The sequence below is a fragment of the Alkalihalobacillus alcalophilus ATCC 27647 = CGMCC 1.3604 genome (assembly GCF_000292245.2).
Lineage (GTDB): Bacteria > Bacillota > Bacilli > Bacillales > Bacillaceae_D > Alkalihalobacillus > Alkalihalobacillus alcalophilus.
Window position 1 is genome coordinate 23,236 of sequence record NZ_ALPT02000001.1, and the last position, 12,942, is coordinate 36,177.

11 protein-coding genes are annotated in these 12,942 nt (G+C 37.4%); 3 read left to right on the forward strand and 8 right to left on the reverse strand.

The window, feature by feature from the left end; translation table 11 throughout:
- The first annotated feature begins 159 nt into the window (after nt 1–159).
- Nucleotides 160–369, forward strand: coding sequence for a hypothetical protein (locus tag BALCAV_RS00105; RefSeq protein WP_136446025.1), 210 nt, complete (start codon nt 160–162; stop codon nt 367–369).
- A gap of 47 nt (nt 370–416) precedes the next feature.
- On the opposite strand, the gene BALCAV_RS00110 is transcribed toward BALCAV_RS00105, so the two are convergent.
- From BALCAV_RS00110 to BALCAV_RS00120, 3 genes are all read right to left on the reverse strand, one after another.
- Nucleotides 417–797 carry a YppE family protein gene (locus tag BALCAV_RS00110; RefSeq protein ID WP_003324464.1) on the reverse strand — a complete coding sequence of 127 codons (381 nt, stop codon included), beginning with the start codon at nt 795–797 and terminating at the stop codon, nt 417–419.
- Nucleotides 798–920: 123 nt separating this feature from the next.
- The gene (gene racA, locus BALCAV_RS00115) at nt 921–1,457 is read right to left on the reverse strand and encodes a chromosome-anchoring protein RacA (protein WP_003324465.1); all 537 of its coding nucleotides are present in this window, start codon (nt 1,455–1,457) and stop codon (nt 921–923) included.
- Between the two features lie 202 nt (nt 1,458–1,659).
- A complete protein-coding gene (locus tag BALCAV_RS00120; protein WP_003324466.1) occupies nt 1,660–2,631 on the reverse strand; it encodes a DUF2515 family protein in 972 nt (323 codons plus the stop codon).
- Between the two features lie 154 nt (nt 2,632–2,785).
- Here BALCAV_RS00120 and recU point away from each other — a divergent pair, with 154 nt between their 5' ends.
- Both recU and BALCAV_RS00130 read left to right on the forward strand, forming a co-directional pair.
- Nucleotides 2,786–3,388, forward strand: coding sequence for a Holliday junction resolvase RecU (gene recU, locus BALCAV_RS00125; RefSeq protein ID WP_003324467.1), 603 nt, complete (start codon nt 2,786–2,788; stop codon nt 3,386–3,388).
- A 72-nt stretch (nt 3,389–3,460) separates the two neighbouring features.
- The gene (locus BALCAV_RS00130) at nt 3,461–6,088 is read left to right on the forward strand and encodes a penicillin-binding protein 1A (protein WP_003324468.1); all 2,628 of its coding nucleotides are present in this window, start codon (nt 3,461–3,463) and stop codon (nt 6,086–6,088) included.
- Between the two features lie 260 nt (nt 6,089–6,348).
- Here the strand turns inward: BALCAV_RS00130 and BALCAV_RS00135 are convergent, their stop codons facing one another.
- From BALCAV_RS00135 to BALCAV_RS00155, 5 genes are all read right to left on the reverse strand, one after another.
- Nucleotides 6,349–6,801, reverse strand: coding sequence for a hypothetical protein (locus BALCAV_RS00135; RefSeq protein WP_040323182.1), 453 nt, complete (start codon nt 6,799–6,801; stop codon nt 6,349–6,351).
- 231 nt (nt 6,802–7,032) lie between these two features.
- A complete protein-coding gene (locus tag BALCAV_RS00140) occupies nt 7,033–10,629 on the reverse strand; it encodes a dynamin family protein (protein ID WP_003323526.1) in 3,597 nt (1,198 codons plus the stop codon).
- A 40-nt stretch (nt 10,630–10,669) separates the two neighbouring features.
- The gene (locus BALCAV_RS00145; protein WP_003323527.1) at nt 10,670–11,161 is read right to left on the reverse strand and encodes a YpoC family protein; all 492 of its coding nucleotides are present in this window, start codon (nt 11,159–11,161) and stop codon (nt 10,670–10,672) included.
- Between the two features lie 2 nt (nt 11,162–11,163).
- A complete protein-coding gene (gene nth / locus BALCAV_RS00150; RefSeq protein ID WP_003323528.1) occupies nt 11,164–11,814 on the reverse strand; it encodes an endonuclease III in 651 nt (216 codons plus the stop codon).
- Between the two features lie 25 nt (nt 11,815–11,839).
- Complete coding sequence (locus BALCAV_RS00155) at nt 11,840–12,544, reverse strand: DnaD domain-containing protein (RefSeq protein WP_003323530.1); 705 nt, start codon at nt 12,542–12,544, stop codon at nt 11,840–11,842.
- Nucleotides 12,545–12,942: the final 398 nt, after the last annotated feature.

The following is a 12,942-nucleotide window of genomic DNA, read 5'->3' on the forward strand; positions in this document are numbered from 1 at the left end:
TCATCCCTGCAGAAAATTCTTTGCTTTGACAGATTAATCGCTTTTTAAATGGTTCATGATGGCGTTTATTTTATTGATTGTAAGCGATTATCTGTTGATTATTTACGCTTGCAACACTATAATAGAATCGATACTTGACGGTGTCTTAATGAAGGAGGGTTGATAATGATAAAGAAAACAATTGCAGCCGTAACAGCTTTCCTTGCCATGTTACTGCTACCATTACATACAGTTTTAGCTGCAGGAGCCGATAGCAGTACTACTGAAGCCGCATCAGGTGGTATGGGCATGACGACTATTCTTTTACTGGTCTTATCAGTAGCAACACTTGTTACAATGGCTTATTTACTTATTCGTGATAATGGTTAACAAAAATAAAAACGTGTAGATTCCTATAAGAGGAACTACACGTTTTTTTAATTCGTTAAGTTATTCAATGCCTCATCCACTTGAGAGAGTACATATTTAATCGATTTAAAGGTTTCTAACTGTCGCTTTAAACTCGTGTTCCCATAAAAGGATTTAATCGCAACCGTTTCAAAATTATCGACAGTTTGCGTAATTTGGTTCGCATAAAGCTGATTCGGTTTATATTCCCTTACAAATGACTCAACCAATCTCTCCCATAATGCTGTTAATTCAGTCACTTCATCTGTAAAAGGTTTAACCTTCCCAAAAAAATCAGGTTCATAACCTTCCTGTCTCGCTTTATGAACAAAAAAATCATGAGCAAACTCATTTTTATCTCTTAACGCCTTATTAACATCGCGTAGTTGCTGTAGTTGTTCCTCCGTCATTTTACACCTCCACAATGAGCTTATCAAAAATAAAACATTGTGAAAAGGAAAGAACGCTCTACTAAGCACCCCTCTAATAAAAGAACAAGTAAAGAGACTGAAACAATTCATTACCAGACCTTTTTAACTTGGAATGAACATTTGCACAAAGGTCCGCCACCTTTTTTTCGGTTCCCCACCTGCTGCTAATGGCAATTCGGCTTCCTCAAATTCTTTAGCTACCTTTGATTCCATACTTTCTAGTCTAGTTTCCAAGCGGTTGAGCATTTTGACCATATCCTCAATCTCAGCACGATGTTTTAATAACTGGTAACTGACAACCTCGTCAGCTTTTTGTGAAAGACGTTGTTCTAAGTCCATCACTCGCTCAAGAACTTGTTCTAATTTTTGTTCATATTCATCCGTAGCAATCCGAGGTTTATCTGTCTTTGTTGCAATCATAGCACCTTCTATTTGAATTTCAACATCACGTAATTTTTTTCCATTGTTTAATTGACTTTTAATCGACTGTAATAATTCAACTTGTTCGGCCGTAAAGAAATAATGACCGTGCTCATTTGTTTCACATGGTAAGGCAAAGTATTTTACCCAGCGTTGGACGGTCGTAGGATTGACTGAAAGCTCTTCAGAAACTTCCTTCGTTTTAAATAATTTACTCATCATTTATCCCTCCGTTTATAACTTTGTCCTTCCCAATTCAACTTTAGGAGAGCACTTCCCTTCACGGCTGACAAAACTAGAAGGCTTTCGCCAAAGAAAGTCCAAAACTAACACAATTCCTCTTAAGGACGAAAAAAGCCGCTAAATTCTTCCTAATTCTGTACTTTCATTTCGCTTTTTGTAAAATTGACTTTGATTTATGTCAGAAGATCTTTTTCGGAAACTGACAAAAATAAATAAAAGCTAATTCGCTCTCTTTCCACTTCAACCAATTTGTTCGTTCTTTTGGCTTTTTTTCTTTAACTGGTTGATAGAATTTGCCGATTTGCTTTGGGGTTAAGCACCAGCTCGTAATCTTTGGACGTTGATGTTTAAATTCTTGGTAGGCTAAACGGAGAATCGGGGTTTGGTTAGTAGTTGTCCATTTTTTGCTTAATCGTTCATAATCACGCCGCGAACCCGTATGTTCTGTTCCTAATAAAAAGAGCTTAATGACCTCATGACAATCCGGATGGTAAAGGATTTGTGCCAGTTTTTTTCCGAGTTCGATTCTCGCTTCCACCTTTTTAAAGTTCGTCACCGATACCCCATACATTTTCTCTTCTAAAGTAGGAAATAACACATAACTTAGATGAGCATGGTCTTCCAAAAGAAAAGGTAGCTGTGACAAAATTTTCTCTTTTGCGAACAGTGTTTCGATTAACGTATGTTGTAAATGATACTGTTCATTAATAATGAGTGAAGTCATTAAGCGCTCTTCATCTTTTTTAAACCAAAAAAGCTGCCATTCATGCTCACTAAAGCTTGAAATATTTAAATCTGTCAATAATGAAAATAAAGGGGACTCCATTTTTTTGGATAATTGGTATAACAATAGTTGTGGGTACGCGTCTGCAAATATCAGCCAATTTGCTCGCTCAAAAAAAGTAAATAAATGAGCTCGTACCTTCATAGACATCAAAGATTGAAACCTTTTGCTTTGTAAACTCGTCATATTATAACCAGCATTTCTAGATACAGCAGAGGCAAGTAAGCTCCATTTTATTTCTGGATTTTTGCGATAAAACTTTAAATAAGCTGAAGTCCTAGACAAGTTATCACGATTATGTCTTTTCGTTTCCGTCCTTATCCAAGACAGTAAAGCCTCTTTTTGTACATGTGATAGGTGTACCATTAATTTCACCATCTTTCACAAAACTTTATAATCTTATCACTTTTCTTCCGTTAATTAATTGCTCATTTATGGTAATATAGTTTGATGGGATCTGTATTATTATGTACATATTCTCACGCTTAGAATATTTCATTTTAGAAAGGGTTGTGATTAGATGACGATTCGCTACCCAAACGGAAAGGTGTTTAAACGAGAGACTACCGTTAAAAATCAGCGCAAAACAAGTGAGATCACTTACAGCAATCGGGGCATGTCGTTAGAAGATGATATTAACGAAACAAATGAATATTATTTACAAGTAAAAAAAGCCGTCATCCATAAAAAGCCAACACCTGTTCAAATCGTTCAGGTCGATTATCCAAAGCGAAGTGCTGCCGTAATTAAGGAGGCTTATTTTAAACAGGCATCAACAACCGATTATAACGGTGTATACAAAGGTCGTTACATAGACTTTGAAGCAAAGGAAACGAAAAATAAAACATCCTTCCCTTTGCAAAACTTCCACGAACACCAAATTCAGCATATGCAAGCTGTATTGGATCAAGAAGGAATTGCCTTTATCCTGATCCGTTTCTCTATAACGGACCAAGTTTTTTTGCTAGATGCAAGCTATTTAATTACATGTTACTTAGCTCAAAAGAATGGTCGGAAATCGATTCCAAAAAAAGAGATTGAAAAATGCGGCCATTTGGTTAAAATAGGATATCAGCCACGGATTGATTATTTAACGATTGTAGAGCAATTATATTTTTCGTAATAGACTCGATCTTTTTTCTGTTAAATAGAAAAAAGATAAAGCTTGATTTTTATTTGAAAGGGAGAAAAACATATGTCAGATCATAATAAATCAAACCCACCTTCTGCTAAGTCGCGTGTGGAAAAAAGAAAGCAAGCCCAAAAAAATCAGACAAAACCAAAAAAGAAGGGCATTTGGAAAAAAATATTTATTACACTCGTTGCCCTCTTTATGTTAGCAGTAGTCGCTGGTGGGATTACCGTCTTTGCCATCGTCCAAAGCTCACCGGAGCTTGACTCAGATAAACTTATTTTAACCCAAGGTAGTGAAATTTTTGATCAAAATGACCAATCCGTGTCAATGTTAAATTCATCAGAAAACCGAATTAATATTGATTATGCCGATATCCCTGATGTTTTAGAGGATGCTTTTTTATCGGTTGAGGATGTTCGCTTTAGAGAGCATTTTGGAATGGACATGCGCCGTTTCTTCGGTGCCGTTTTAGCGAATATTACCGACGGTTTTGGTGCAGAGGGTGCCAGTACGATTACCCAACAGCTCGTCAAAAACCTATTTTTAACCGATGAAAAGAGACTTTCTCGGAAAATTCAAGAAGCCTATTTAGCGATTCAATTGGAACAAAAATATTCGAAAGATCAAATTTTAACGATGTACTTAAACCAAATTTATTTAGGTGGTGGGGTTTACGGTGTCGAACTTGCTTCACAAAGATATTTTGGCAAATCAATTGCTGACTTGAATCTAGAAGATGCTGCTTTGCTTGCGGCCATCCCACGTCGTCCAAGCTTTTATGATCCGATTCAAAACCCTGAAAATGCGGAAAGTCGTCGTAATGTTGTTTTATCTTTAATGGAACAGCACGGCAAAATCTCAAGTGAAGAGGCAACGGCAGCTAAAGAAGTACCGATTGCCGATCAAATGAATCCAACAGAATTTGAGTCGTACCCATATGAAGCGTATTACAACTTTATTATGTCTGAACTTGAGAACATTGATGGCATAACTTTAACGGATGTTTATAATTCTGGTTTAAAAGTATATACAACATTAGATGTCGGTGCCCAGGAACATCTAGAAGAAGTTTTAGCTTCAGATGATTACATTGCACATTTTCCTGATAATGAATTGTTCCAAGCTGGTGTATCAGTACTTGACACACAAACAGGTGCGATTAAAGCCTTAGGAAGTGGGCGTGAGGATACTGGTTATCAATTAGGTTTAAACTATGCAACCGATATTAAGAGGCAACCAGGTTCTACAATAAAACCGATTTTAGATTACGGCCCAGCGATTGAACATCTGCAATGGTCAACAGGTAAAATTTTAAATGATAAGCCGACTACTTATAATGATCGCGACCAGACACCTGTGAACAACTTTGACAGAAGGCATCTTGGCAATATGACGATGCGTGAAGCCCTTGGCCGCTCCCGGAATACGACAGCGATTCAAGCTTTACAAGAAGTTGGTGTTGATAAAGCGGCCGAGTTTGCACGAGGTTTAGGCATTGATACAGGCAATGAAGACGAACCAATGCATGAATCCTATGGACTTGGTGGTTTTACAAATGGAATTTCTTCACTAGATTTAGCAGCAGCTTATGCAGCTTTTGGAAATGGTGGAACGTACACAAAACCTTATGCTATACGTAAAGTTGTTTTCCCAGACGGACGCGAACTTAATTTAGAACCAGAAACGCATAAAGCGATGGAAGATTATACTGCTTATATGATTACCGATATGTTAAAATCTGTTGTTACGGCTAGTTATGGAACAGGAGGGTCCGCCAATGTAAGTGGTGTACCATTAGCTGGTAAAACGGGTACAACAAACTTTACTCCGGAACAGATAGAAGAACATCGATACCCTGATGGAGCTGTACCTGATTCTTGGTTTGCTGGTTATTCAAGCCGTTACTCGATAGCCGTGTGGACAGGTTTTGAAAAGCGAGATGACACAACTTACCTTGCCAATGCAGATGAAAGACGAGTTCCTCAACATATTTTTAGAGAAATGATGAGCTACTTGTCAGCTGATATTGATACACCTGATTTCCAAATGCCTGACTCTGTCGTCCGAGTTGGTGTAGAGAGATCGACTGGGTTATTGCCAAGTCCTTTCACTCCTTCTAGTGAGATTATTCAAGAACTGTTTGTCAGAGGGACCGAGCAAACACAAGTCTCCGAAAAATTTGTTGATATTGAAGCTCCTTCTGGGGTACGTGCTGTCTATCAAGAAGATCAAGATCAAATTATCGTCACTTGGAATTATCCACAAGACTTGCTTGATGACGTCAATTTTGAAGTAAGGCTTTCAATAAACGGTGGTAGCAATGAAACGGTTCAACAATCGAATGATATGCAATATATTTATTCTAATCCAGAACCAGGCTCTACTTACGAATTCTCAATCACAGCTGAATATGAAGGAGAAACGAGTGACCCAGCAAGAGCTTCTGTTGAGATTCCGGACGCTATTGAAGAAGAAGAGCCAGAACCTGAAGAAGAAAATGTTGAAGAAGACACTGAAGACAATAATGATGAAGACCAAACAGAGGACGGAAACGGAGACGACTCTGGCGAAGATACAGGTTCTGACGAAAATGAAGACGATAATGGCGGCGAAGAAGAAAATAACAACGAAGGAACTCGCCCTGAAGACGAAGAACAAGAAGAAGATATTGAAACAGAAGAAGAATAGACAATTTTAATAAGTAAAAGCAGATGAGATCATTTTCTCATCTGCTTTTTTTGTTGGCTTTTGGCATCATTGCTGGCCTTTGATTCCCTTTGCGGCTTTTATTCACCCGCTTTGATTCCCTTCCCTCCTCTCATTCAACTGCTTCCGACTTCATTTTTTGGAGATTCGCTTACTTTATCTATTGTAAATAATTTTGAATCTGATAAAAAACAACCTTAGTCAATCACAAACAAGGTTGTTTTTATAAAGTCATGGTCTAATTAAAACAATTGCTGTCCCAAGAGCATACTTGAGACTGAAAAGGCACCAGCAGGTGGTAAAACATTAGTATATATGGGAGGTCCCAAACGGGTTGTAAAGGTTGTAGCAATCCAATTTCCGTATTCACCAGCCAGCAAAGAGGGAGGTTTCATTATAAACCGTCCACTTAAAATGAAATGCCGAATGCTTATAGCGGTCTCATCAAATATTCTCAAGTTGCCAACAAAGGAGGCATATGGTGAATCGAAACTTATTTGTTTAGCGCTTTCGTCCCAATACCCATTAATCGGAATAGGTATACCACGAAAATTAACTGTACCTACTACTTTGTTGTCTACAATGGAATCAATGGTAAGTATACCTCTAATAATGGATCTACCCGCAATAGAAGCATCAATCCCCCATACGGATGGAAAGGGGATACTAACTTTGGTTGTCTTTGGAATTTTCAAAATTAACCTCTCCTTGATTATTTTATGTATGGATTGAGTTGTATTTAATCATAATCCTGTAGTAATGATACAGTATATGCACAGAGAATCATTTAGGTGTTTTGTTAAGAAAGGAGCATCAATAATCAATCAGCCTACTGTTTAGATGAACAAGAGTTTGCCTGACCCACGAAATAGCCGTCTCAAACGGGACAAAAACTCCCTTTTGAAACGACTTTCTATTTTCTATCCTTAAACAAAATTTAATTCCAATAATCTAGACATTTCTTTTTCTAATCTTACTTGTTCCTCTTTTGAAAACAATGATTCAAAACGCTCCACTTCTTGTTGCATCGTTTGACTAATATGTTGAATCCCTTGCTCATGGAGGGTGTTGATTAATAAAGCCATATTTTCTATTACTTGCCCTTCAATATTTCGAATCGTTTCACGTGCTTTTTGGGCTCCCGTATCAACTAAAACTTCTTTTAACTGCCTTGTGCCACCTTCTTCAAAAAAATGCTTTAATGATTTAAATTCTTGTTTATATTCATTTGGATCAACCTCAATTAAAGAATCTAATGAAATTGGCTCAAAATGGAATTCTCTTTTGTCTGTCGGCAAGTTAAAATATTGCACCCTCTTTTGAATCTCTTTTTCCATTTCCTTTTGCCAACGTAGATAACTTCTAGAAACAGCCAATTCTAAACGAACAATCGTTGCTTCAAGCTCTTTTTGCAAAAACCATTCCGCTTCACTTTTCCACTCACGGATACTTTCGACTAATTTCGTCTGTTGTTCTTTTTTCGTTTTTCCATTCACTGAAGTAATATTAATCGATTCTGTATACCCATCTGAGAGAATAAATGTCATTCTTTCACGTAAATAAACCATCAATTCTTGTAGTTCTTGGGTCACTTCCGTTTGTAGTGAATCCATTGATTGTGCTTCAATAAATGAAACGAGCTGTTTTGTATCCGTTTTTAATTGAGCTAGTTTTTGCTGTCGTATATCGATTTCACTGTTCATAAAAGCGATACTTTCCGTAACCTTTTGTTGATACTTCACTAATTCTTCATATAAATGCCGATTATTAAGAGCCTTTAATTCTTCAATCGTTTCTTGATAAAATTGTTGTTCAAATTGGGCAAAGGACTGTCCCTCGCTTGTTTCACTCTCTCCTCGTTTATCTGATAACCCTCGTTTGCTTGATAAGTGGTAAAGCCTAGGTTCCATCATCCCATTACGTTTTAACTCATCGTAAACATGTTTTTTAACGCCATTTAATTCACGTTCACTACTCGCGAGGTCAGCTGCATTTAAGACAAAATAAATCTTATCTTCACTAAAGCCTTCATTCACTTTCGCTACCTGTTGTAAAAACCATTGATCTGCTTTAGAAAAAGCATGATTATAATACGTTAAATAAAAAACCGCATCAGAGTTTTTTAATTGTGTAAAAGCAACATTTGTATGCCGTCCATGGATTGAATTTACTCCTGGCGTATCAATGAGCTCAATCCCCTTTTCCGTTAGTGGACAATCGTAGTAAATATCAACGGCATGCACAAGACAGGCCTTTGATTCATCGGCAATATAGGCAGCTGCTTCCTCTTTCACAACACTCGTACTCGTATCGAGGACAGCTTCATATTGTTTTAAACTGTTTTTTAACGTTAACAAATATTCCACAAACGTTTTTTGAGAGCTCCTTGTATATTGAGCTACATTTGCTCGCCACTTACTTAACTCTGGCAAAGATAAAATTTCTTCACCCAACTGCTTACTCACATATTGAATCTCGGCCTCTACGCTTTCTCGTGACTTAAAATGTAAAACAGCTGTGTTATGACCATGCTCTACATTGGAACGTTTAATCGTATTAATCGTGGCTGTCGTTGGATGTGGTGACACTGGTAAAACGTAATCACCTAATAGAGCATTAGCAAAGCTTGATTTCCCGGCACTAAAAGCTCCAAATAGCGATATTCGGAACGTTTCATTCTTATGTCTTTTAATACGACTTAATAGGCTCTCTCTCTCATTTTTTAAAGAATAGGAATGCTCTCCTGTTAAGAGCCAATCTTCCACCTCTGCAAGCAATGTTTCACTAAGTTTTTCTTTCTCTCGTTCTTGCATTTTCTCTGTCTGCCATTCCCAACTCGTATCAATCACACTTTCCTCTGGCAATGCTAATTCAATAAATGGAGAAGCATCCAATGTTTCTGGAAATGGTTTATTCGAGGCGGCCTTTAAATCTTTTTCAAAATGAGTTTGATGATAACGTTTCGACTCGTCCACTAATATTTGGGCTTTGCTTGCGAACTCATGCTTTAATTGTTCCATGCTCTTTAATTCTGCCTGAATTTGAGCAAAGGAGTTTAGTTCTTCTTCGATTTGTTCCTTTTTTAAGGACCAGCTGTTTTGTAGGCCTTCTATTAGTAAAAGAAGGGCCGATTGGGCTTTTTGTTGTAATCTCTTTTTGATGTCCGCTTCCCGCTCTTTTGTAAACGTAAATACATAATCGCGGTTAATATGTTTGGGAATCGCAACAGACTCAAACAAGGTACGATCGATTTCGACATCAATCTTCTCAATCGCAGCTTCCACTTCCTGTCGATTCGTTAAATCACTTTTTTCTACTCGCTCAAATGACCTTTTTAAATGAAAGATGAGCATACTTTTTACTTTATCTTTTAACTCATCTAATAAAGCTTGAAGTCGTCTTTCTTGTTCTTCTTCTGTCTTCTTTTTCGCAAACAGGAGTCCCACTTTAAAAGATTGGTCTTTACTTTCCAACCATTGGCGGGCTAGGTCCGTTGTCGAATAAGGAAAAACGGTTACTTGTTGAAAAAGCTTTTTCCACTCTGCTTCTAACATACTTTGTAATTCGGTCGATTCCAATTGTAATGCTTCTAACTGTTGAAGAAGTTGGGCTTTTCGTTCAAAGGCATCTTTAGGAAACCCTAAGCGCTCAAACTCTTCCCCTTTTTCAGTTATTTCTTCCTCTAAATCTTGTTCTATTCTCGATTTTGCATTCAATAACAAACTTTGAACCATGCGATCATTAGAAATTTTCGCTAAAGAATCCCCGTGAAACAAAATCGCTTTCATGGCCTGTTCAAATTCAAAAAATTGATTATTTGGATCATTTTTTACTTTCATGCTTGTATAATACAAATCAAGAAACTCAATTTTCCAATTTTTAAACGTTTCACGGACAGAAGAATCAAATTGGGCAAAGGAAAGTTCCTGATCATTATGCTTATCAACTTGATTAATAACTAACATCAACGGTTTATGTTCTTCTGATAATTGTTTAAGAAAATATAAATTGGTTTCTGATTGAACATGATTATATTCCATGACATAGACGATTAAATCAGTCGTATAGAGGGCTTCAACCGTCATTTTTTGATGGGTTGGATCAGTCGAATCAATACCTGGAGTATCATATACCACACTATTACTTAAAAACGGGAGCGGGGCATAAATTCGCATATCGGTAATATTGTGGCCGTCCATTCCCCATTTGCGAATTTGTTCCCACGGAATATCCCCTGTCCATTTTTTAATTTTTTGATCCGAGCTTGTAACAGATACACCTAGCTCCCCTTGCTGAATGGAAACGATGTTAGCACTCGTTGGAATCGGGCTTGTTGGCAATACTTCTGCCCCTAATAGTGTATTCATAATTGTTGATTTTCCGGCTGAAAAATGGCCACAAAAAGCGATTTCAAAAAATGATTGCTCTTTTTTTTGTTCAATGATTTGAAATCGCTTTAATTCTTGCTCATTTAATAATGATTTCGTTTCCAATAATGTTGTGTTTCCCTCGTTGCTTGACATTTCTCTCCACCCCTCGTTCACATGCTCCAATATGCTATACTCATTTTCGTTCGATCATTTTTACTCTTGTATACAGTTTTCTTAATTCCTCAAAAAGCATTTCTAACTGTACAAATCCTTGGTAATGGCCGACATGTGTCAAAATAAAATGAATTCTTTCGCTCGCATTAACCGGCTTATAGAAAAGTTCCTCTATATCGGTTCGTAAACTTGTTAAATTTCGAACTTTTTCTTTGTTTAACCAAAACAAAGCATCAATTAACAAAGCAGACATCGCCATCATAAGCGGCTTCGCTTTTTTAGCCTCTCTGTTTCGAAAATCCTCTTTTATTTGGTTCTTTTTTTTATCCCAATAATGAAAAATTAGCGGTAAAAATCGTTCATGTTCAAGCCAAGGTTTTGCCACTTCTGTTAAATCAAAATAAAAATAAACAGAAAGCCACTTATCTTCGTCTGACCTGAGTTTCTTTTCGTCGATTACGGTTTGATTTTCATAAAAAGGGGCGATTTGAAAAGAAGATGGAAGCTTCATAATTAAAGCTTCCCCTTCATCCGTTTTTTTCCTTCCCGACACATAGATAATAAAGGACATTCTGGACACTGTGGCGATTGAGCCTTACAATGATATCTTCCGAAAAAGATTAATTGGTGATGGGTATCAGACCAACGCTCTTCAGGTATTTTTTTCATTAAGGTTTCTTCTACTTCCCGAACATTATCCTTCCAACGACAAATTCCTAATCTTTTACTGACGCGTTCAACATGTGTATCGACCGCAATAGCTGGAACACCAAATGCAACAGAAGTGACGACATTAGCTGTTTTCCGACCAACTCCTGCCAACTTCACAAGCTCATCCCGTTCTTTAGGTACTTCTCCTTGGAAATCATCAATTAAGGAACGACAGAGCTTTTGGATATTTTTCGCTTTACTGCGGAATAAACCAATTCTCCGGATATCTTGCTCTAACTCTTCTTGTGGAACCATCAGGTAATCTGTCGGGCTTTTATATTTAGCAAATAATCCAGGTGTTACCTTATTTACTAATGCATCTGTACATTGGGCCGATAAGACAACCGCAATTAATAGTTCAAATGGGTTCGAATGCACGAGCTCACACTCTGCATCAGGAAATAAATAGGCCATTTCATCTATAGCTTCTAACGTTTGTTTCTTCGTTAACACGATTCATTAACCCTTTCTCTCTCAACTAACTTTCAAGCCAATTAAAACTTGGATAAGCATCTGAACGAACACGTTCCTGCTCTTTTGCTTTTGGCTGTTGTTGGTATTTTCTAAATTTCTCTCCATATACTTTTGCTTGCTGTAATGTTTGCACACCATTTCGTTTCCATTCGAATAAAATTCGGTCAATATAACGGAAATTTAGCTTTCCAGAGACGACCGCCTCTCGTAGGGCTGCTATAATCAATTCTGGCTTATGTTGATCCTGGTCAAGCCACATCGACAAAGTCTCTGCTTCAATTGGTGATAGCGGTCTTGAAAATTCCTGTTCAAACTTTTGATACAGTTTTCCTTCCTCTTCTGCCTCTATTTCTACTTCTTTTTCCATCTCTTGTTTTTTTATGATTTGAAATAATTTTATCCAAAGCGGCTCTAGAGAATAGTCCTCATACATGATTCCTTGTTCATCCCAATCTTTCTCTAAAGACAAATAACCTCGTTTGCATAAGGAGCCTAGCATTTTTGCACAGTCATCTGGATTTTTAGTCATTCTTACACTTAATAGTTCTGGTGTAGGAAAATGATCGCCTTGTTCTATAAAGGCTTGCACATGTAATAAAGCGACTAATTCCGTTTCTGTTAGACCAATTTTCGTGTAATGCTCCATTAACATCTTTGGAACGGAAATCGAACCAAGCTTCATCCATTTTACTAAAATATTATGTTCCATCCGTAAACACCTCTATCCGACATTATAACATGATGTCAGTGGAAAAGGCTTCGTAAAAAGACTTTTCCCATAAATATCTTCTTGGAATTTTGGTTATGTTTGGATTGAGCTTGCTCTGTTATTTGCGGCAAATGGTGTCTGCTGCCTACTTCAAGAGAAAGACATGGAAAAACAGTCTACGCGTTGATTATAGTTACATTAGTTAGCTTACTCCGCCAGCTTCATACCCTACGCGTTCCGCGGGTGAACCGGGAGCCTCCTCAGCAAAGCTTGCGGGGTCTCCCTTGTCTCACTTTTCCCGCAGGAGTCTCCGGGTATTGCACTGGCTCCGTTTTGGTTAATGAAAAAACGGCTTGATGCTGTGATTGACGAACTAATGAATAACTTAATTGCCTAGT